Origin of the sequence: Pseudomonas paracarnis (genome assembly GCF_904063055.1) — a bacterium.
Classification (GTDB): domain Bacteria; phylum Pseudomonadota; class Gammaproteobacteria; order Pseudomonadales; family Pseudomonadaceae; genus Aquipseudomonas; species Aquipseudomonas paracarnis.
Window position 1 is genome coordinate 334,451 of the sequence record NZ_CAJFCN010000001.1, and the last position, 19,993, is coordinate 354,443.

At 60.5% G+C, this 19,993-nt stretch carries 17 protein-coding genes; 4 read left to right on the forward strand and 13 right to left on the reverse strand.

Annotated features, from left to right (window positions below; genetic code table 11):
* The first annotated feature begins 62 nt into the window (after positions 1-62).
* Genes JMV15_RS01445 through JMV15_RS01455 form a run of 3 tightly spaced genes read left to right on the forward strand, consistent with a single transcriptional unit; the run spans position 63 to position 4,352 of the window.
* Positions 63-1,187: a GNAT family N-acetyltransferase gene (locus tag JMV15_RS01445; RefSeq protein WP_197865022.1), complete on the forward strand. Its 1,125-nt coding sequence runs from the start codon at positions 63-65 to the stop codon at positions 1,185-1,187.
* Positions 1,187-2,965 (forward strand): sensor histidine kinase, encoded by a 1,779-nt coding sequence (locus JMV15_RS01450; RefSeq protein WP_032903293.1) that lies wholly within the window; start codon positions 1,187-1,189, stop codon positions 2,963-2,965. Before JMV15_RS01445 ends, JMV15_RS01450 begins: the two co-directional genes overlap by 1 nt.
* The gene (locus JMV15_RS01455) at positions 2,955-4,352 is read left to right on the forward strand and encodes a sigma-54-dependent transcriptional regulator (protein ID WP_014717128.1); all 1,398 of its coding nucleotides are present in this window, start codon (positions 2,955-2,957) and stop codon (positions 4,350-4,352) included. Before JMV15_RS01450 ends, JMV15_RS01455 begins: the two co-directional genes overlap by 11 nt.
* A gap of 150 nt (positions 4,353-4,502) precedes the next feature.
* On the opposite strand, the gene JMV15_RS01460 is transcribed toward JMV15_RS01455, so the two are convergent.
* From JMV15_RS01460 to JMV15_RS01510, 11 genes are all read right to left on the reverse strand, one after another.
* Positions 4,503-4,841 carry a GlpM family protein gene (locus JMV15_RS01460; protein WP_014717129.1) on the reverse strand — a complete coding sequence of 113 codons (339 nt, stop codon included), beginning with the start codon at positions 4,839-4,841 and terminating at the stop codon, positions 4,503-4,505.
* Positions 4,841-6,178 (reverse strand): two-component response regulator AauR, encoded by a 1,338-nt coding sequence (gene aauR / locus JMV15_RS01465; RefSeq protein WP_014717130.1) that lies wholly within the window; start codon positions 6,176-6,178, stop codon positions 4,841-4,843. The genes JMV15_RS01460 and aauR overlap by 1 nt, the downstream gene beginning before the upstream one ends.
* Positions 6,175-8,076, reverse strand: a complete 1,902-nt coding sequence (gene aauS / locus JMV15_RS01470) for a two-component sensor histidine kinase AauS (RefSeq protein ID WP_014717131.1) — start codon at positions 8,074-8,076, stop codon at positions 6,175-6,177. Before aauS ends, aauR begins: the two co-directional genes overlap by 4 nt.
* A gap of 172 nt (positions 8,077-8,248) precedes the next feature.
* Positions 8,249-8,983, reverse strand: a complete 735-nt coding sequence (locus JMV15_RS01475) for an amino acid ABC transporter ATP-binding protein (RefSeq protein WP_003188952.1) — start codon at positions 8,981-8,983, stop codon at positions 8,249-8,251.
* Positions 8,980-9,651, reverse strand: a complete 672-nt coding sequence (locus tag JMV15_RS01480) for an amino acid ABC transporter permease (RefSeq protein ID WP_003188954.1) — start codon at positions 9,649-9,651, stop codon at positions 8,980-8,982. The genes JMV15_RS01475 and JMV15_RS01480 overlap by 4 nt, the downstream gene beginning before the upstream one ends.
* Positions 9,651-10,397, reverse strand: a complete 747-nt coding sequence (locus JMV15_RS01485) for an amino acid ABC transporter permease (RefSeq protein ID WP_014717132.1) — start codon at positions 10,395-10,397, stop codon at positions 9,651-9,653. The genes JMV15_RS01480 and JMV15_RS01485 overlap by 1 nt, the downstream gene beginning before the upstream one ends.
* A 194-nt stretch (positions 10,398-10,591) precedes the next feature.
* Positions 10,592-11,518, reverse strand: a complete 927-nt coding sequence (locus JMV15_RS01490; protein WP_005785249.1) for a glutamate/aspartate ABC transporter substrate-binding protein — start codon at positions 11,516-11,518, stop codon at positions 10,592-10,594.
* Positions 11,519-11,880: 362 nt separating this feature from the next.
* Positions 11,881-13,419, reverse strand: coding sequence for a glycerol-3-phosphate dehydrogenase (gene glpD, locus JMV15_RS01495; RefSeq protein ID WP_020301173.1), 1,539 nt, complete (start codon positions 13,417-13,419; stop codon positions 11,881-11,883).
* 259 nt (positions 13,420-13,678) lie between these two features.
* Positions 13,679-14,434 carry a DeoR/GlpR family transcriptional regulator gene (locus tag JMV15_RS01500; protein WP_003188962.1) on the reverse strand — a complete coding sequence of 252 codons (756 nt, stop codon included), beginning with the start codon at positions 14,432-14,434 and terminating at the stop codon, positions 13,679-13,681.
* A 94-nt stretch (positions 14,435-14,528) separates the two neighbouring features.
* Complete coding sequence (gene glpK / locus JMV15_RS01505) at positions 14,529-16,034, reverse strand: glycerol kinase GlpK (protein WP_014717135.1); 1,506 nt, start codon at positions 16,032-16,034, stop codon at positions 14,529-14,531.
* A 77-nt stretch (positions 16,035-16,111) separates the two neighbouring features.
* Positions 16,112-16,969, reverse strand: coding sequence for an MIP/aquaporin family protein (locus JMV15_RS01510; RefSeq protein WP_201491237.1), 858 nt, complete (start codon positions 16,967-16,969; stop codon positions 16,112-16,114).
* A 325-nt stretch (positions 16,970-17,294) separates the two neighbouring features.
* On the opposite strand from JMV15_RS01510, the gene ybaK reads away from it, so the two are divergent.
* Positions 17,295-17,765 (forward strand): Cys-tRNA(Pro) deacylase, encoded by a 471-nt coding sequence (ybaK, locus tag JMV15_RS01515; protein ID WP_069868300.1) that lies wholly within the window; start codon positions 17,295-17,297, stop codon positions 17,763-17,765.
* 133 nt (positions 17,766-17,898) lie between these two features.
* On the opposite strand, the gene JMV15_RS01520 is transcribed toward ybaK, so the two are convergent.
* Both JMV15_RS01520 and argF read right to left on the reverse strand, forming a co-directional pair.
* Positions 17,899-19,008 (reverse strand): ABC transporter ATP-binding protein, encoded by a 1,110-nt coding sequence (locus JMV15_RS01520; RefSeq protein ID WP_014717138.1) that lies wholly within the window; start codon positions 19,006-19,008, stop codon positions 17,899-17,901.
* Positions 19,005-19,925: an ornithine carbamoyltransferase gene (argF, locus tag JMV15_RS01525; RefSeq protein ID WP_014717139.1), complete on the reverse strand. Its 921-nt coding sequence runs from the start codon at positions 19,923-19,925 to the stop codon at positions 19,005-19,007. The genes JMV15_RS01520 and argF overlap by 4 nt, the downstream gene beginning before the upstream one ends.
* Positions 19,926-19,993: the final 68 nt, after the last annotated feature.

The following is a 19,993-nucleotide window of genomic DNA, read 5'->3' on the forward strand; positions in this document are numbered from 1 at the left end:
CCCAGGCGCCTGCATCGCAGGCAAGCCAGCTCCCACATTGGATCGAGAAATAAGGGCAATCTGTGATAACCACCCAAGCCTACCCGACCATCCGGGCTATCCAGCGCGATGCCTGGAACGATTGTTTTCCCGGTGCCCTGGAGGATTGGGACTATTACCTGGCCGTGGAAAACGCCGCGATCGATGACTTTCAGTGGCGTTACCTCGCGGTCTTCGAGGATCAAACGCTGGTGGCCGTGGCTGCCGCGTTCATCACCCATTATCGCCTCGACACTACGCTGTCGGGGGCCGGCAAACGCTTGACCGAGCGCCTGGAGCGGCTGTGGCCGGGCGTTTTGCAACTGGCGTTGTACGCCATCGGCTCGCCGGTGGCTGAGCGCTGTGATGCCGGTGTCGCCAGCCATGTGGCCGAATCCCGGCGCCCGTTGCTGTTGCAGCAGTTACTGGCGGCTGCGCGCAGCGATGCCAACGCGCTCGGTATCGGCTTGCTAGCGGTCAAGGATGCGCCCACCAACGACCCGCATTGGGCCCAGAGCTGCCTTGCCGCAGGCTTTCAAAGCATGCCCAGTTTGCCCACGGGGGTGTTGCCCCTGCCTTATGGCTCGGTGGATGCCTACCTGGGGTCGCTGGGCAAATCCACGCGCAAGGACCTGCGCCGCAAACTGCGCGCACCAGGGCCGCGGGTCGAGTGGCGGCGCAATATCGATGACGTGCTGCCCGAGGTCATGCGCCTGTACGAGGCCACGCTCGCGCGCGCAGACTTGCAGTTCGAACGCCTGCCCGCCGGTTACTTCACGGGGGTGCTCGAACACCTGCACGAGCGGGCGGTCTGTGTTCTGTACTGGGTGGACGAGCGCCTGGTGGCGTTCAACCTGATCCTGCTGGATGAGCATCGGCTGGTGGACAAGTTCTTTGGCCATGACCTTGCGTTCAGCCGCGAGTACAACCTGTACTTCCGTAGCTGGTTGACCAATGTCGACTACTGTATTGAACACCGTATTGCGCTGTACGAGTGCGGCCAGGCCGGGTATGCCAGTAAACTGCGCCTGGGGTGCGAGTTCGAGGGCAACAGCCTGTTCTTCCGCCACCGTAACTGGCTGGTCAACGGCCTGCTCAAGCTTGTAAAACTGTTTATTCGACCGGATCGTTCCGACCCTGCCATGGCTGCTGCGATAAGCGAAACCTGATGATTACCAAGACCCGCCAGAAAGCCCGCCCCTTTGCCATCTCGCGTTGGAGCGTCCAGCGCAAGCTGGTGCTGGCGTTCTGGCTGGTCAGCGTGATTCCCACCATGATCGCGGCTGAGCTGGCCGCCACCACGTTGTCGCAGATTTTCGACAGCAACGTGCGTATCTGGCTGCAAGAGTCGACCAAGATCGTCAAGGACGAAATCGGCGACATCCTTCACGACAACGCGCGCATGGCCAAGCTGTTCCTGCGCTATACCAGCCCGCCGTCGTCCAAAAATGCCGAAAAGCATGACCGGCTCACCGCCGACATTGCCGATGCCACCGATATCGACGTGGTCGCACTGATTCGCACCAGCGACCGCAAAGTGATGTTCAGCACGGCCGCCGATGACATCGTCAGGCAGATCAACCTCACCAGCAACGCGGTGCTGCAAACCGTGCAAGTCGCCGGCGTGAGCACGGGCCTGGTGGTGTCGACCTTCGAAACCAGCCGTGACGGCGTTGATTACTTGTTGCTGGTCGCCACTTACCTGGACAGCAGTTTCCTCACCAGCGTGGCCGATGTGCATTCCCTCGACCTGCGTCTGTATTTGGCCAACCCTGCCGGTTTTTCCGAAATATTTTCCACCCAGCGCTTCGCCAATCATCCCTCGCGCATCCCCAAGAATGTCGAGGCCTACCTGCGCAGCACCAAGCAGCCCAGCGAGCAGTTCACTAACCAGTACAGCGGTTTGTATTGGCCGATTTTCAATGACGCCGGTGAGTTGCAAGGCGTGATCTTCAGCGGCCTGCTACGCCATACCAGCCTTGTGGGGTTGGTGAACCAGAGCAACCTGTTCGTGCTGATCTTCCTGGTCAGCTCGGCGCTGTCATTGGCGGCTGGGTTGTTGGTGTCGCGGCGCCTGACCAAGCCTCTGCGCGATTTGTCCCAGGGCGTGGATGCGGTGATCTCGGGCAGTTATGCACACCGTGTGGTGGTCAGTGGCGGTGACGAACTGGCGCAATTGAGCAGCACCTTCAACCACATGACCGAACGCCTGGGCGAGTTGCATCATCTGGAAGCCCAACTGCGCCGGCGTGACCGCTTGCATGCCCTGGGTGAAGTCGCCATGGGCCTGGCTCACGAAATTCGCAACCCATTGGGCATCATCAAGACCGCCACCCAACTGTTGCATCGGCGCGCTGACCTGGCGGAAACCGACAAGCGTCACCTGGAATATGTCATCAGCGAGGTCAGCCGCATCAACGAGCTGATTACCGAGTTCCTCGATTTCGCCAAGCCCAACCCGCCGATACGCGTGCAGCAACCGGCACGCGCCCTGGTGGAAGAAATCCTCGGTTTCTGCGGCCCGGAGCTGAGCAGCCATCGCATTGACGCGCAGATCGACGACCAGGCGCCTGGCGCGACGATCTACGCCGATGCCAAGCAGCTCAAGCAGGCCTGTCTCAACCTGATTCTCAACGCCATCGACGCGATGCCCGACGGCGGGCGCCTGACCCTGGGCATTCGCAGCGTGGGCGACAACACCGTGATCAGCATCGCCGATACCGGCGAGGGCATCCCTGCGGACATGGTGGAGCGTATCTTCACGCCATTCGTCACCACCAAGGCCTCGGGCACAGGCCTGGGCCTGGCCAAAGTCTATTCGATCATGGAAAGTCACGACGGCAGCATCGAATGCGCCAGTGAGAAAGATGCCGGCGCGACCTTCAGCCTGTACATTCCGGCTGACGGTGAAGACGACGGTGAAGATGAGGAAGGGCATGACGCATAACGTATTGGTGGTCGACGACGAGCCCAAGCTCTGTGATCTGCTGACCCAGGCCTTGAGCCAGAACGGCATCCAGGTGTTCAGCGCGGGCAATGGCCTGCATGCGCTCAAGGTGCTGGGGGAGGAGGACATCGACCTGGTCATCAGCGACTGGCGCATGCCGGGCATGGACGGGCCGGCGTTGCTGGCCGAAATCAAGGTGCGTTATCCGACCTTGCCGGTGATCGTGATGACGGCCTACAGCACGGTGAAAAACGCCGTGCAGTCGATGCGTAACGGTGCCTATGACTACATTGCCAAGCCGTTCGACATCGACGAGCTGGACATCACCGTGGCCAAGGCCCTGCAATTTCGCGACATCATGCGCGACAACGCGCGCATGCGCGCCGAGCTGGACGAGCATGCGCAGTTCGACAGCCTGGTGGGCGATAGCCCGGCGTTTCGCCAAGTGCTCCAGGCGGTCGATTCGGTGCGCGACAGCAACGCTACTATCCTGCTGACCGGCGAAAGCGGCACTGGCAAGGAAATGGTCGCCCGCGCCATCCACAAGCATGGCAGCCGTGCCGACCAACCCTTCGTGGCGGTCAATTGCGCGGCCATCCCTGAAGGCTTGCTGGAAAGCGAGATGTTTGGCCATCGCAAAGGCGCGTTCACCGGCGCCGTGGCTGACCGGGTAGGGCGCTTCATGCAGGCCGACAAGGGCACGCTGTTTCTGGATGAGGTGGGTGATATGCCCTTGGCGTTGCAGGCCAAGATTCTGCGCGCCTTGCAGGAGCGGGTTATCGAACCGGTGGGCGACCCCCGCGAGCGCAAGGTGGATGTACGGGTAATTGCCGCCACCAACAAGAACCTGCTGGATGCGGTGGCAGCCAAGGAGTTTCGCGAAGACTTGTATTACCGCCTGAATGTCTTCCCGATTCCGTTGCCGTCGTTGCGCGAACGTGTGGAAGACATTGCGCCCCTGGCGCGCCACTTCGCCCACACCCTGAGCGCCACCACGGGCAAGCGCATCACCGGTTTCAGCCCCGAGGCCTTGCAGGCCATGGCGGCGTATCACTGGCCGGGCAACATCCGCGAGCTGCAAAACTGCGTGGAGCGCGCGACCATCGTGGCGGCTTCATCGGTGATCGAAGATATTGATTTGCCGGGGTATCTGTTTGCTTCCAAACCAAGCGAGGGCGATGTGACCGCGATCCTCAGCGACGGGCCGGGCGTGCCGCGGGATCTGGATGCGGCGCTGGCCGAGGTGGAGAAAGCCTACATTCTTGCAGCGTTGCAGGAGAGCAATGGGGTGCAGGCCGCAGCGGCGCAGCGGATCGGGATTTCCGAGCGCAGCTTCTGGTATCGCCTGAAAAAGCTGGGGATTCAGGTAGACAAGATCGTGCGCTGATCTGAGTGTGGGAGCTGGCTTGCCTGCGATGATCGCTCCCACGCTTCGCGTGGGAGTGCCTCTGGTGACGCTCTGCGTCACGCGCGTGGACGCGGAGCGTCGTTGGCTGCATTCCCACGCGGGAGCGTGGGAACGATCTGCCGCGTTGTGTCAGGTGTGCAGGCGTACCCACACGCTGACCAACACCGTCGCGGCCATCAACCAGGCCACGGCGGCGACTGCCAGCGATGCCTCCAACCGCAGCCGATCGACCATTACATACAGCGTCGCCAAATACACAAAGTACGGAATGATCGACCACATCCCGAACAAGATGGTGGTCTTCAAATCCGCAACTGTTCGGCCTTTGCCGACGATGTAATGGGCGATCAGCGCAAAAGTGGGAAACAGCGGCACCAAGCCTGCGATGTAATAGTTTCTGGTCTTGGCCAGCGCCGCCAGGATCAGCACCACTGCGGCGCCAAGTGCAGCCTTCAAGAACAGATCCATCAGTGACTCAACCCGTATTTCTTGACCTTGTCGAACAGGGTGGTCTTGGCCATCCCCAGTTCCTGGCTGGCCTGGGTCAGGTTGCCGCCGCTGCGTTGCAGGGCATCGTTGAGCAGGTTGCGCTCAAAGGCTTCCACCGCCTCGGTAAAGGCAACCCCTTGGTTGCCGCTGCCGGCGCCGCTTTTCTTGAAGGCGGGCAGGCCCAGGGCGAAGCGTTCGGCGACGTTGCGCAGCTCGCGCACGTTGCCCGGCCAGTCGTGGCTCATCAGGCTGGACAGGGTCTGGTTGTCCAGCTCCGGCACGGCGCGGTCGAAGCGTAGCGACGATTGCTGCAGGAAGTGTTCGAACAGTTGCAGGATGTCTTCGCGCCGCTCGCGCAAAGGCGGCAGTTCCAGGGTGACGACATTGAGGCGGTAGTACAGGTCGCTGCGGAACTGGCTGGCGCGGCTCAACTCGTCGAGGTCGGACTTGGTGGCAGCGATTACCCGACAATCCACTGCCACGCTCTGGTTCGAACCCAGGCGTTCCAACGTACGTTCTTGCAGCACCCGCAGCAATTTGATCTGCAGGTTGATCGGCATGCTCTCTACTTCATCGAGGAACAGCGTGCCTTGATGGGCATGCTCGATCTTGCCGATGCGACGTTTGCCGGCGCCGGTGAAGGCGTTGGCCTCGTGGCCGAAAATCTCGCTTTCGAAGAGGTTCTCCGGCAGGCCGCCGCAGTTGAGCGCGACGAACTGGTGGGTATGGCGTCGGCTGAAATCATGCAGGCAGCGCGCGACCAGTTCCTTGCCGGTGCCGGTTTCGCCTTCGATCAACACGTTGGCCGAGGTGTCGGCGACGTTGGCGATCAGTTCACGCAGGTTTTGCATCGCTGGCGAGCGGCCGATGATGCGGCCTTCCAGCGAGTCGCGCTCGGCCAGTTGCCGGCGTAACGACCAGACTTCCCGCGCCAGGCCGCGCTGTTCCAGGGCGCGGCGTGCCACGTCCACCAGGCGTTCGGGCGAGAAGGGTTTCTCCATGAAGTCGTAGGCGCCGTTACGCATGGCGCCCACCGCCATGGAGATATCGCCATGCCCAGTGATCAACACCACCGGCAGGCTTTTATCCATGGCCTTGAGGCGGGTCAGCAGTTCCAGGCCATCGATGCCCGGCAGGCGGATATCGCTGATGACGATGCCAGCGAAGTTCTCGCCGATGCGCTTGAGCGCTTCTTCGGCGCTGCCCACGCCGACGCTGGTGATGTCTTCGAGCGCCAGTGCTTGCTGGCAACCGAGCAGTACGTGGGGGTCGTCTTCGACGATCAGGACGGTAAGGTCTTGGGCTTGTGTATTCATGTCGACTCAGCTCGTTGAGCGCCCACCAATGGCAGGTTAAGGACAAAGGCGGTACCACCATTGGCCGGATGTTCCACGGCAAGGCTACCGCCGGTAGCGGCCGCGAGGCTTGCGGAAAGGGTCAGGCCCAGGCCCAGGCCTTGTTCGCCGGGCTTGGTGGTAAAAAAGGGTTCGAACAAATGCTTGCGCGCCTCGGGGTCGATGCCGTGGCCATTATCACGCACCAACAGGCGGTATTTGCCATCGCCGCTCTGGCCTTCCAGCCACAGTTGCGGCACCGCTTGGGCTTGCATGGCATCGAGCGCGTTACCGATCAGGTTGACCAGGATCTGCTCCAGGCGGGTCTGGTCGATCTGCAATTGGGCGTTGGCAAAGTCACGGTGCACGGTCAACGGCAGGCTGTCCAGGCGCGCGCCGAGCACCTGGAACGCGGCGTCCACGGCCTTGCCGAGGCTGGCTTCGCCCTGGTCGTCGCCGCGCCGAGCAAAGGAGCGCAGGCTGGCGGTGATGCGGCCCATGCGGTCGATCAGTTCGTTGATGGTCTTGAGGTTGGTGCTGGCGGTGTCCAGGGCGCCGCGCTCAAGGAAGCGTACGGTGTTGCCCGACAGCGTGCGCAAGGCCGCCAGCGGCTGGTTCAGTTCGTGGGCGATGCTGGTGGACATCTGGCCGATGGCCGCGAGTTTGCCGGCCTGTACCAGTTCGTCTTGGGCGCGGCGCAAGGTTTCTTCGGCCTGGCGTCGTTCGCGAATCTGGCCCTTGAGCCGTTCGTTGCTGGCGCGCAGGTCGGCGGTGCGTTCGGCAATCCGACGCTCAAGCTGGCTGTTGGCTTCCTGCAAGGCTTCCCGTGCGGCGAGGCGGGTGGCGATGACCTTGCGTCGCTCGTTCCAGGCAATCAGCAGGAAGGCGACCAGGCCGAAGGCGACGGCCACCAGGATGCCCTGGTTGATCGCGGCGCGGCGCAGGTCGTTGAGCGGGGTGAGCAGGGTGAAGTTCCACGGCGTGTCGTTCAGCGGGCGGGTCTGCGCCAGGTAGCTGACCGCGTGCTGGTCGTTGACCACTTCGGTGTTGGCCGGGAAGGTCAGTTTCTCGGTGCCTTCGTTCAGGCGCTCACGGGCCAGGGGTTGCAGTTCATTGAGCGTCGCCCAGTAATATTGCAGGCTGTGGGCCAGGCGGTCCTTGGTGTCATCGCTCAGCGGGCGTACGGCCTTGAGGCGACGCGCCGGGTCGCTGGAAAGAATAATGATGCCGTTCTCATCGCTCACGAAAGCTTCGAGGCGCGCACGTTGCCAGCGCTCTTCTAGCGCTTCGAGGCGTACCTTGACCACAGCGACGCCGATGATCTTGCCGTGCTCTTCCAGGCCATGGGCCAGGTAATAGCCGGGTTCGCCGTTGGTGCTGCCGATGCCGTAGAAACGACCGGGCTGGCCGCGTACGGCGTTCTGGAAATAGGCGCGAAAGGACAGGTCCTCACCTTGGTAACTGTCGGCATCGCGCCAGTTACTGGTGGCCAGCACGCGGCCGGTGGTGTCCATCACGTAGATGGCGCGGCTGCGACTGCGGCGGTTCAGGCCTTCGAGGTAGTCGTTGACCGTCTTGCGGGTTTCCTGGTTCGGGTCGGCGAGCAGTTGGGAAACACTGGACTCCAGTTCCAGCAGGCTGGGCAGGTAGGTGTACTTGCTCAGTTCGCTTTCGACGGTGCGGGCGTGCAGCTCCAACTGGCGTTCGCCGTTGTCGCTGAGGGTGCGGATGCCGTAGTAGTCACTGACCCAGAAGCCGATATAACCCAGGCCGACCATCAGGGCGATGATCAACGGCGGCAAGAACAGTTGGCGTATCAGACGAGGCTTCACGGCAAGTGATGGCGGCGCGGCGCGATATTGATTGGGGTCGCATTTCATCACAGATGCCTTGGGTCAGCTACTTCTCGCCAGTGTAAGAGCGGGCTTGTGTGGGAGTCGGGCTTGCCCGCGATGCAGGCGCCTCGGTGTAACAGTTGCACCGAGGCGATGCCATCGCAGGCAAGCCAGCTCCCACACAAGCCCGGCTCCTACAGGACGAACGGTGTTGCTTTTAGTGCTGCAGGATTTTCTCGAGGAAGTGCTGCGCACGCTCGGAGCGTGCGCTGATGTCGCCGAAGAACTCTTCCTTCGGGCAGTCTTCGATGATCTTGCCGGCGTCCATGAAGATCACGCGGTCGGCCACTTTGCGCGCAAAGCCCATTTCGTGGGTCACACACATCATGGTCATGCCTTCGTGGGCCAGTTGCACCATTACGTCGAGCACTTCGTTGACCATTTCCGGGTCCAGCGCCGAGGTCGGTTCGTCGAACAGCATGACGATCGGGTCCATGGCCAGGGCGCGGGCAATCGCCACACGTTGTTGCTGGCCGCCGGAGAGCTGGCCAGGATGCTTGTGGGCGTGAGCCGACAAGCCCACGCGGTCGAGCAGTTGCAGGCCCTTCTTGGTGGCTTCTTCCTTGCTGCGGCCCAATACCTTGATCTGCGCGATGGTCAGGTTTTCGGTGATGGTCAGGTGCGGGAACAGCTCGAAGTGCTGAAACACCATGCCCACGCGCGAACGCAGTTTTGGCAGGTTGGTCTTCGGGTCGGCGATGGAGGTGCCGTCGACGACAATGTCGCCTTTCTGGAACGGTTCCAGCGCGTTCACGCATTTGATCAGGGTGGATTTGCCCGAGCCGGACGGCCCGCACACCACGATCACTTCGCCTTTTTTAACCTCAGTGCTGCAATCGGTCAGCACCTGGAAGTCGCCATACCACTTGTTGATGTTCTTGATAGAGATCATACGGCAAACCTTTTTTGCAGACGCTTGACCAGCAGCGAGGCGGAAAAGCTGATGATGAAGTAGACGACACCGGCAAAAATCAGGAACTCGTTGGAGCGGCCGATGATGTCGCCGTTGGAGCGGGCGGAGTTGAGGAAGTCCACCAGGCCCACGGTGTAGACCAGGGAGGTGTCCTGGAACAGGATGATCGACTGTTGCAGCAGCAACGGCGTCATCTTGCGGAACGCCTGGGGCAGGATGATCAGGCGCATGGTCTGGCCGTAGGTCATGCCCATGGCTTGTGCTGCCGCCATCTGGCCCTTGGGAATCGACTGCACGCCGGCTCGTACGATTTCGCAGAAGTACGCAGCCTCGAACATCATGAACGCCACGACGCAGGAGGTGAACGCGCCGATCGGGGTGTCTTCGCCGGTGATCCAGCGCAGCACGAACGGCACCGCCAGGTAGAACCAGGTGATCACCAGCAGCAGCGGGATCGAGCGGAAGTAGTTCACATAGGCGCCGGCCACGCGGGACAGCAGTTTATTGGACGACAAGCGCATCAGGGCCAGAATGGTCCCGATGATGATGCCGCCGACCACACCCATGACCATCAGCTTCAAGGTCATGACCATGCCGTTCCACAGGCCCGGGATGGCGGGGATGATGCCGCTGAAATCGAAGTCCATTATTTGCCCCCCACGGAGATCAGGCCGGGCACTGCGACTTTCTTCTCGACCACGCGCATCAGCAGCATCAGGCTCATGTTCAGGGTGAAGTAGATCAGCGTGGCCAGGGTGAAGGCCTCAAACAGGTTGGCCGAGAACTCGGCGGTCTGTTTGGTTTGCGCCAGCAGTTCCATCAAGCCGATCAAGGACGCCACGGAGGAGTTCTTGAACACGTTGAGGAATTCCGAGGTAAGCGGCGGAATGATGATGCGGTAAGCCTGGGGCAGCAGCACGTTCCAGTAGATCTGCGGCAGCTTGAAGCCCATGGCGCGCGCCGCGGATTCCTGGCCCCGTGGCAGCGCCTGGATACCGGTACGCACTTGCTCGCACACACGGGCGGCAGTGAACAGGCCCAGGCACACTACGACACTCAGGTAGGCCGAAGTGGTCGGGTTCAGGTCTTGTTTGTACCAGTCCTGCAGGTTCTGCGGCAGCATGTCCGGTACCAGGAAGTACCAGATGAACAGCTGAACCAGCAGCGGCACGTTACGAAACAGTTCCACGTAGCAGGTCGCGATGCCCGATACGAGGCGGTTTGGCACCGTGCGCATGACCCCCAGAATGGAGCCCAGCAGCAAGGCGATAATCCATGCCACGACAGCAATGGCGATGGTCCAGCCCAGCCCGGAGAGGTACCAGTCGAGATAAGTCTCGCTGCCCACGCCGGTGGACTTGAAGAACACGCCCCAGTCCCAGTTGTAATTCATTAGGGTCTCCCCTCGAGATCGATCGATGTACAAGCACCCGCTTGGGGAAGATCCGTTCCCGCCTGACGTTGAACGCCAGGCACACACGATCGGCTCGAAAACCGCCAGGTCGAGTGTTCCAAGTTAAAACCAGCAGGTAATTACAGACGCCTGAGGGAGGGTTGGCTCCCTCAGGACATAAGCTTAGTCAGGTATCAGATTTTTACTTCTGGCGCTGGTTTGTCGCTAGGGTTAGCGATCAGCTCCTTGACCTTGTCGCTCATCGGGAAGTTCAGGTTCAGGCCTTTCGGTGGGATCGGGCTTTCGAACCATTTGGCGTAGATCTTGTTGATCTCGCCGGACTTGTACAGGGCGACAATGGCGTCATCCACGGCTTTCTTGAAGTCCGGGTCGCCTTTGCGAACCATGCATGCATAGGCTTCGAATGACTGCGGAGTGCCGGTGATAACCCAGTCATCGGGCTTCTTGGCCTTGGCTTCTTCACCGGCCAGCAGGGCGTCGTCCATCATGAATGCAACGGCACGGCCGCTTTCGAGCATCTGGAAGGATTCGCCGTGGTCTTTGGCGGAGATAACGTTCATGCCCATCTGCTTGTCGGCGTTCATCGCCTTGATGATGCGCTCGGACGTGGTGCCGGCGGTGGTCACGACGTTTTTGCCTTTCAGGTCGGCAAAGTCAGCGTAGGACGGCTTGCCTTCCTTGTCTTTCTTGACCAGCAGGCGGGTGCCGATTTCGAAGATGTTGACGGTGAAGTCAACTTGCTGGGCGCGTTCGGCGTTATTGGTGGTGGAGCCGCACTCCAGATCCGCGGTGCCGTTCTGGATCAACGGGATACGGGTTTGCGAGGTCACCAGGTTGTACTTGGCTTTGAGGTCGGGTTTGTTCAGGTCTTTTTTCAGTTGCTCGACAACGGCCAACTGGATGTCGTGGGAGTAGCCCACGGGTTTGCCCGAACCATCCGCGATGTAGGAAAACGGAATGGAGCTGTCGCGGTGAGCGAGAGTGATGGTGCCGGAGTCGTTGATTTTCTTCAGTGTGCCGGTGAGTTCGGCGGCAAAAACTGGAGTGCTGATCAGAGCAGCAGCGATAGCTGCGCCCAGGATATGGGGAACGATGCGCATCAATACTTCCTCGACATTTGTTTTTTTTATGAAGCCAGCTGAACGGCTCTCTTGTACAGCAACTGCCCGTGACGGCTCCTAAGGCGCCTCAGGCAATCGTTGAAGAGTGTAGAGCATGAGTCGTGCCATACCGAAAATAAAAGGATAACTGCATGATTTATATGGAAATTAACTTTTTGTTTCGATGATATTTTCGGTCTTTGATCCGGCAAACCGAATAGAGTTGAGGGGCACGTTCGGAAAACCGAATAGTCTGTAGGAGCGAGCTTGCTCGCGAAAAACGCAAAAACGCCGCGTTTATGCTGAATAAACGCGGCGCTCTCTAGTTTTTCGCGAGCAAGCTCGCTCCTACAGTCAGGCGGTCAGGCCGCTTCGATCTTGCTGCGGTTCTGCTCGACCTTGGACAAATAGCGTTGCAGGTTTTCCTGCTCCTGCTCGGTGGTGAACAGGCCAAGCTTGGTACGGCGCCACAGCACGTCCTGCGGTTGCGTCACCCACTCTTCGGCGCACAGATAGTCGACTTCGCGGCTATACAGGCCGCCACCCAGGTGGTCACCCAGATCGGCGAGCGTTTGCACGCCCTCCAGCAAGCGCCAGGTGCGGCTGCCGTAAGTGGTGGACCAGCGGCGGGCGATCTCGCTCGGTACCCAGTCGAACTTGGCGCGGATGGCGTCAGCCAGGGCTTCAGGGGTGGTCATGTCTTCACCGCCGGGCAGGCTGGCCGTGGCGGTCCAGCTAGGGCGCATCTGGGTGAAGTACGGCGCCAGTTGGGCCATGGCCGACTCGGCCAGTTTGCGATAGGTGGTCAGCTTGCCGCCGAATACCGACAGGATCGGCGCTTCGCCGGTGCCGCCGGACAAGGCCAGGGTGTAATCGCGCGTGATGGCCGATGGGTTGTCGGACTCGTCGTTGCACAGCGGGCGCACGCCGGAGTAAGTGTGGACGATATCGTCACGGCTCAGTTGTTTCTTGAAGTGCGCATTGACCACTTTGAGCATGTAGTCGGTTTCGCCTTCGGTGATCGCCACTGCAGCCGGGTCGCCGGTGTATTCGCGGTCGGTGGTGCCGATGATCGTCAAGTGGTTCAGGTACGGAATGGTGAAGACGATGCGCTGGTCTTCGTTCTGCAGGATGTGCGCGTGGGCGCCTTCGTACAGGCGCGGCACGATCAGGTGGCTGCCTTGAATCAGGCGGATGCCGTAGGGCGAATCCAGCTTCAGGTCGTCCTTGATGAATTTGGCCACCCAAGGGCCGGCAGCATTCACCAGGGCGCGGGCGCGGATCGAGAACAGGCTGCCGTCGGCACGCTCCATGTTCATTTCCCACAGGCCGTTACTGCGATGGGCGCTGACGCAACGGGTCTGCGTGTGGATGTGCGCGCCTTTCTCGCGGGCCGCCATGGCGTTGAGCACGACCAGGCGAGCGTCATCGACCCAGCAGTCGGAGTATTCGAAGCCTCGGGTAATTTCACTTTTCAGCGGGCTGTCGGCACCGAACTTGAGGCTTTTGGAGCCTGCCAGTTTTTCGCGCTTGCCCAAGTGGTCATACAGGAACAAGCCAGCGCGAATCATCCACGCCGGGCGCAAGTGCGGGCGGTGCGGCAGCACGAAGCGCATTTGCTTGACGATGTGTGGGGCTTTGCCTAGCAGCACCTCACGTTCGGCCAGGGCTTCGCGCACCAGGCGGAATTCGTAGTGTTCCAGGTAACGCAGGCCGCCGTGGATCAGCTTACTGCTGGCCGAGGAGGTGTGGCTGGCCAAGTCATCCTTTTCGCAAAGGAATACCGACAAACCGCGACCGGCTGCGTCTGCCGCAATCCCGACGCCATTGATCCCGCCACCAATTACGGCAACGTCATAGACTTCGGCAAGCGGTGGAGCAGGCAAGGTGGAAGGGTTCATCGGCTGGCCTCGCGATCTTTTCGTCTTGGAATTCGAACATTAATGTTCATTTGCGAAAATGGTAGCTGATAATTGCGGGCACAGCCACCCGACTTCGATTGAAAAAACTCATCGAAGGGCGGAGAAAGGAAGAATTATGAACAAAGGTGAATGTATGGGTGTGAGTGAGGCCGTCATCGCGGGCAAGCCCGGCTCCCACATTTAATCGCATTTCAAACTGTGGGAGTCGGGCTTGCCCGCGATGACGCCTGAACAGGCGCTAAACGACTTCCAGCCGCACCTTGTGCTCATTCAGCACTTGCACCAAGGCCGGCACCGGCTGCTGGTCAGTCACCAGGCAGTCCACCAGGCTGATCGGCCCCAGGCGAATCATGGCATTGCGCCCGAATTTGCTGGAGTCTGCCGCCAGAATCACTTGCCGCGCATTGGCGATGATGGCCTGGGAAACCCGCACTTCTTGGTAATCGAAGTCCAGCAGGCTGCCGTCCTCGTCGATCCCGCTGATGCCCACCAGGGCAAAGTCGACCTTGAACTGGTTGATGAAGTCGACACTGGCCTGGCCCACCACGCCACCGTCACGGCGTACATTGCCGCCGGTGAGCAACACATCAAAGTCGTCCTTGGCGCTGAGCATGGTGGCAACGTTGAGGTTGTTGGTGATGATTTTCAGGTGGCTGTGATTGAGCAGCGCACGGGCGATGGATTCGGTGGTGGTGCCGATGTTGATGAACAGCGAGGCATGATCGGGAATCTGCGCGGCGATGGCTTCACCGATGCGTTGCTTCTCGTCGCGCATCTGGTCGGCACGCATGGCGTACGCGGTGTTCTCGACACTGGAGTCATAGGCTGCGCCGCCGTGGTAGCGGCGCAACAGGTTGGCGTCCGCCAGCTGGTTGATATCGCGGCGGATGGTTTGCGGGGTGACAACGAATAGCTGCGCCATTTCCTCGATACTGACGTAGCCGCGTTCGCGGACCAGTTCGAGGATTTGTTGTTGGCGGGGAGGCAGATTCATGGGGCGTCCTTTGGGCTGCCATACAAAAGTGGCCCATGATGACGCAGGAATCCGCTCCCTGCCAGTTACAACCTGCCGTAAGCCAGCGCTTGGCTTATTCGGCGCCTTCGTGCGGCTCCCAGTCACGGGTGCGGCTCACGGCTTTTTGCCAGCCGGCATAGAGTTTTTCTTTGGCCGCTTCATCCAGCTGTGGTTCGAACTCGCGCTCGATCACTGCTTTGCCGCGCAACTCGTCCAGGCTGCCCCAGAAGCCACACGCCAGGCCGGCCAGGTAGGCTGCGCCCAAGGCAGTGGTCTCACGCATTTGCGGGCGTTCTACCTGGGTGCCGAGGATGTCGGCCTGGAATTGCATCAGGAAATTGTTGGCAACCGCGCCGCCGTCCACGCGCAAGGCCTTGAGGCGTTCGCCCGAGTCCTGTTGCATGGCGTCGAGGACGTCGCGGGTCTGGTAGGCAATCGATTCCAGGGCTGCGCGAATAATGTGGTCTACGCGTACGCCACGGGTCAGGCCGAACAGTGCGCCACGGGCATACGGGTCCCAGTAGGGCGCGCCGAGACCGGTGAAGGCCGGTACCAGGTACACGCCGTTGCTGTCCTTGACCTTGCCGGCAAAGTATTCGGTGTCGTGGGCATCGTTGATGATCTTCAGCTCGTCACGCAGCCATTGCACGGTGGAGCCGCCGTTGAAGACCGCGCCTTCCAGGGCATAGGCCACCTCACCGCGCGGGCCGCAGGCAATGGTGGTGAGCATGCCGTGCTTGGATTTCACCGCCTTGTCGCCGGTGTTCATCAGCAGGAAGCAGCCGGTGCCGTAGGTGTTCTTGGCCTGGCCCGCCTCCACGCACATCTGGCCAAACAGGGCCGCTTGCTGGTCACCGGCAATGCCGCCGATAGCGATGCCGCTCTTGGTACGGCCGTAGATTTGCGATGATGACTTCACTTCAGGGAGCATTTCCCGTGGGATGTCGAGAATCTCCAGCATCTTCGCATCCCACTCCAGGGTGTGGATGTTGAAGAGCATGGTGCGCGACGCGTTGGTGTAGTCGGTGACGTGGGTCTTGCCGCCGGTGAATTTCCAGATCAGCCAGCTGTCGACGGTGCCGAACAGCAGTTCGCCATTGCGCGCACGTTCGCGACTGCCTTCGACGTTGTCGAGGATCCACTTGAGCTTGGTGCCGGAGAAGTACGGGTCGGTCACAAGGCCCGTGGTGTCGCTGATGTATTGCTCATGGCCGTCGCGCTTGAGCTGCTGGCAGATCTCGGTGCTGCGACGGCACTGCCAGACGATGGCGTTGTAGATCGGGCGGCCGGTGATCTTGTCCCAGACCACCGTGGTTTCACGCTGGTTGGTGATACCGATGGCGGCCACCTGGTCATGGTGCAGGCCGGCCTGGGCCAGCGCCTCAACCATCACCGCGCTCTGGGTGGCGAAGATTTCCATCGGGTCATGTTCAACCCAGCCCGCCTGCGGGTAGTGCTGGACGAATTCACGCTGGGCGGTACACACCACGTTGGCGTCACGATCGAAGATGATCGCCCGGGAACTGGTGGTGCCCTGATCAAGGGCAATGATGTAGTTCTTATTCTGAAGGTCGGTCATGTCAATTGCCTTGGACGAAATAAGGAAGTCAGAAATCAGCCTGGGCCGCGAAGGGCAGGGGACCAGGGCTGGCGCTTTCAGGAAATACGAGTCTTGCCGTTGACAGCCGTGTCAGGTGTTTCTTCAGCGATAGCCGGTGCTGCGCTCGGCAGATGGCGGGCAATCAGCCCGCGATAGGCCGCAGCACCCAGGCATGCGCCGACAATCGGGGCGAAAATCGGCACCAGGAAGTAAGGAATATCTCGACCGCCAGTAAAGGCCATTTCACCCCAACCGGCGAAAAAGGTCATCAGCTTGGGGCCGAAATCCCGTGCCGGGTTCATCGCAAAGCCGGTCAGGGGGCCCATGGCGCTACCAATCACCGCGATCAGCAAACCGATCAGCAGGGGGGCCAGGGGGCCGCGTGGCAGGCCGTTCTTATCGTCGGTGAGGGCCATGATCACGCCCATCAGGATGGCGGTGATGACCATTTCCACCAGGAATGCCTGGGCCGTGCTCAGCAGCGCATGAGGATAGGTGGAGAACACCGAGGCCAATTCCAGGCTGGCTTGGGAGCCGCGGACCATGTGGTGGGTTTGTTCGTAATCGAAAAACAGATTGCTGTAGAGCGTGTACACCAGGGCGGCGGAGCAAAAGGCGCCGGCGACCTGGGCAAGAATATAGAAGGGCAGCTTGCGCTTTTCAAAATCGGCAAAGATGCACAGGGCGATACTGACCGCGGGGTTGAGGTGAGCCCCGGAAATACCGGCACTCAGGTAGATCGCCATGCTCACGCCGACCCCCCAGATGATACTGATTTCCCACAAGCCAAAGCTCGCACCCGCGACCTTGAGCGCGGCGACGCATCCTGTGCCGAAGAAGATCAGCAGCGCGGTGCCCAGGAATTCGGCCATGCATTGGCTCGAAAGTGAAGGCTGTTGAAGAGCAGTTGTCATGGAAAACCTCAATTGTTGTTCTTGTCTTGCGCACGGCCTCAACGGGCAGTTGCGCGATATTCACCACGAGAAGGATCCCCATCCTGGATCGCGGCTTACTGCGGAGTACCAGAGGATTATTCCTACGGTATTCGGAAACGAAAAAATATAGACAAGAATGACCGCTGTCAAAGGTCGAAAGTGAACCATTGGTCATTTCCGAACTATTGGTGTGATGAATGATCATGGCCAAGGCGCGTTGCTTAAGCGGTAATAGGTCTGTGCTAGAGCGTTTTAGGTAGGCTTGGCCTAGAATTGGCCATCAGTTTGCCCGCCCGGAGCCGCTATGACCCCTGCATTGGACCTGTTGAAAAAAGTTCGCGCCGAACATCGTGTGCATAGTTATGAACATAATCCCAAGGCAGCCTCGTATGGGCTGGAGGCCGCGGAGAAATTGAGCCTGGACCCGGCCCAGGTGTTCAAGACGCTGCTGGCGAGCAGTGAGAAGGGTGAATTGTTGGTGGCGGTGGTGCCGGTCGTCGGAAGTCTGGACTTGAAAGCCCTGGCTCACGCTGCGGGTGTGAAGAAAGTCGAAATGGCTGACCCGGCAGCGGCGCAGCGCTCCACGGGTTATCTGCTGGGCGGCATCAGTCCGTTGGGGCAGAAAAAGCGGCTGCGCACGTTTATCGATGAAACGGCGCAACCCTTTGCAACGATTTTTGTCAGCGCGGGCAGAAGAGGCCTGGAAGTTGAATTGCCAGCGGCGGTGCTGGCAGAACACACCCAGGCCAAATTCGCACCGATCGGTCGGGCCTGATAATCATCTTTGAAGTCTATGAGGATCAAATGTGGAAGCTGGCTTGCCTGCGATAGCATCAACGCGGTGTAACAGATAACCCGAGTTGTCTGTATCGCAGGCAAGCCAGCTCCCACAGTTTGATCCGGTTTTATCAGTGAGCGACGCTGTGGCGGCGCACGCCTGACTCAACGGCAGGAATCTGCGCCGCTGTGCTGCCGGATGCCTGGAACACCACCAAATGTTCAGCCGCCACACGGATCCCCACCTCTGCGCCCACTTGGTGATCGGCATGGCTGGGGAAAATCGACTCTAATTGCGCGCCGGTCGGCAGCTGTAACCGGTACAGCGTTGAGGCGCCGAGGAAGGTCTTGCCGACGATCCGGGCTTTCAACGCGCTGTCCGGCGCATACACGATGTCGTCCGGGCGCAGCAGCACATCCACTGCTGCACCGGTCGGCAAGGTATAGGCTCGGTTTCCGCGCAAGTCGCCCAGTTCAGTGCTGACCGATTCCGGTGAGTTCAGCCGCCCACGGATGAAATACCCCTGGCCGATGAAACTGGCAACGTAAGGCGTCTGCGGTTCGTGATAGAGGTTGTAGGGTGTGTCCCACTGCTCTAGTCGGCCTTCCTTGAAGACCCCGACGTGATCGCTGACGGCGAAGGCCTCTTCCTGATCATGGGTCACCAGGATCGCGCTAGTGCCGCGTGCCTTGAGGATGTCGCGCACTTCATGGCTGAGCTTGCGGCGCAGTTCCCCATCGAGGTTGGAAAAGGGTTCATCCAGCAACAGCAGCTGCGGCTCCGGCGCCAGGGCGCGGGCGAGGGCGACGCGTTGTTGCTGGCCACCGGAAAGCTCATGGGGGAAGCGCTTGCCCAGGTTCTTCAAGTTGACCAGTTCCAGCAACTCGGCGACCACGCGCTCTTTTTGCGGGTGTTTGCGAATGCCAAAGGCGATGTTGTCAGCCACGCTCAGGTGCGGGAACAATGCGTAGTCCTGGAACACCATGCCGATGCGACGCTTCTCCGGCGCGAGGGTGAAACCGGCGCGGGAGATGACGTCGCCCGCCAGGCTGATTTCGCCTTCATGCACCGGCTCAAAGCCTGCGATCGCGCGCAGGGTAGTGGTCTTGCCGCAGCCCGAAGAGCCGAGCAGGCAACCGATATCACCGGCGTTGAGGTGCAGGTTGAGGTTCTGCACCACCCGCTGGTCTTGATAGCCGCATGCCAGATTGCGCAGGTTCAGCAGTAATGGCTGGCTCATGCGTGGTGGTACGACGGCGGGACGAGGAATTCGAGCAAGGCTTTTTGCGCATGCAGGCGGTTCTCGGCCTGATCCCACGCGACTGAGCGCGGATCGTCGAGCAGGTCCTGGCTGATTTCTTCGCCCCGGTGGGCGGGTAGGCAGTGCATGAACAGCACGTCCGGCGCGGCCAGGTCGAGCAACGCGCGAGTCACCTGGAACGGCGCGAACCGGGCCAGGCGCTTGGCGGTTTCGTCTTCCTGGCCCATGGAGGTCCAGACGTCTGTGCTGACCAGGTGCGCGCCGACCACTGCGTCTTTTGGATCGCGCAGCAGTTGCACACGGCCATCGGCCTTGGCCATGAACTCGGCGCTGGGCTCGTAGCCTTCAGGGCAGGCGATACGCAGGTGGAAGTCGAACTGGATCGCCGCTTCTATATAGCTGTTGCACATATTGTTGCCGTCGCCGATCCAGGCCACGGTCTTGCCTTGGATCGAGCCACGGTGTTCGAGGAAGGTTTGCATGTCGGCCAGCAACTGGCAGGGATGCAGGTCATCGGACAGGCCGTTGATCACGGGCACACGGGAGTTGGCGGCAAATTCGGTCAAGGTGCTGTGGGCGAAGGTACGGATCATCACGGCATCGAGCATGCGCGACATCACGATGGCGCAATCGCTGATCGGCTCACCACGGCCCAACTGGGTGTCGCGCGGTGACAGGAAGATGGCCTGGCCACCCAGCTGGATCATGCCGGCTTCGAACGACAGGCGTGTGCGCGTCGAGGACTTTTCGAAAATCATCCCGAGCACCCGGTTTTTCAACGGCTCAAACAGTACACCGCGGTTACGCAGGTCTTTAAGCTCAATGCCGCGACGGATCACGCTGACCAGCTCTTCGGGCGTGCAATCCATCAGGGAGAGAAAGTGCCTTGCGCTCATCATTAACTACCTTTTGCAACAGACCGCAGATACTCAAAGCCTTGTTTATTGCGACAACGGGCGAGACC

Excerpts from the sequence above, each read along its gene's own strand:
- JMV15_RS01450 (WP_032903293.1), top strand. The coding sequence starts at position 1,187 with ATGATTACCAAGACCCGCCAGAAAGCCCGCCCCTTTGCCATCTCGCGT.
- JMV15_RS01455 (WP_014717128.1), top strand. The coding sequence starts at position 2,955 with ATGACGCATAACGTATTGGTGGTCGACGACGAGCCCAAGCTCTGTGAT.
- JMV15_RS01460 (WP_014717129.1), bottom strand. The coding sequence starts at position 4,841 with ATGGATCTGTTCTTGAAGGCTGCACTTGGCGCCGCAGTGGTGCTGATC.
- aauR (WP_014717130.1), bottom strand. The coding sequence starts at position 6,178 with ATGAATACACAAGCCCAAGACCTTACCGTCCTGATCGTCGAAGACGAC.
- aauS (WP_014717131.1), bottom strand. The coding sequence starts at position 8,076 with ATGAAATGCGACCCCAATCAATATCGCGCCGCGCCGCCATCACTTGCC.
- JMV15_RS01475 (WP_003188952.1), bottom strand. The coding sequence starts at position 8,983 with ATGATCTCTATCAAGAACATCAACAAGTGGTATGGCGACTTCCAGGTG.
- JMV15_RS01480 (WP_003188954.1), bottom strand. The coding sequence starts at position 9,651 with ATGGACTTCGATTTCAGCGGCATCATCCCCGCCATCCCGGGCCTGTGG.
- JMV15_RS01485 (WP_014717132.1), bottom strand. The coding sequence starts at position 10,397 with ATGAATTACAACTGGGACTGGGGCGTGTTCTTCAAGTCCACCGGCGTG.
- JMV15_RS01490 (WP_005785249.1), bottom strand. The coding sequence starts at position 11,518 with ATGCGCATCGTTCCCCATATCCTGGGCGCAGCTATCGCTGCTGCTCTG.
- glpD (WP_020301173.1), bottom strand. The coding sequence starts at position 13,419 with ATGAACCCTTCCACCTTGCCTGCTCCACCGCTTGCCGAAGTCTATGAC.
- JMV15_RS01500 (WP_003188962.1), bottom strand. The coding sequence starts at position 14,434 with ATGAATCTGCCTCCCCGCCAACAACAAATCCTCGAACTGGTCCGCGAA.
- glpK (WP_014717135.1), bottom strand. The coding sequence starts at position 16,034 with ATGACCGACCTTCAGAATAAGAACTACATCATTGCCCTTGATCAGGGC.
- JMV15_RS01510 (WP_201491237.1), bottom strand. The coding sequence starts at position 16,969 with ATGACAACTGCTCTTCAACAGCCTTCACTTTCGAGCCAATGCATGGCC.
- ybaK (WP_069868300.1), top strand. The coding sequence starts at position 17,295 with ATGACCCCTGCATTGGACCTGTTGAAAAAAGTTCGCGCCGAACATCGT.
- JMV15_RS01520 (WP_014717138.1), bottom strand. The coding sequence starts at position 19,008 with ATGAGCCAGCCATTACTGCTGAACCTGCGCAATCTGGCATGCGGCTAT.
- argF (WP_014717139.1), bottom strand. The coding sequence starts at position 19,925 with ATGAGCGCAAGGCACTTTCTCTCCCTGATGGATTGCACGCCCGAAGAG.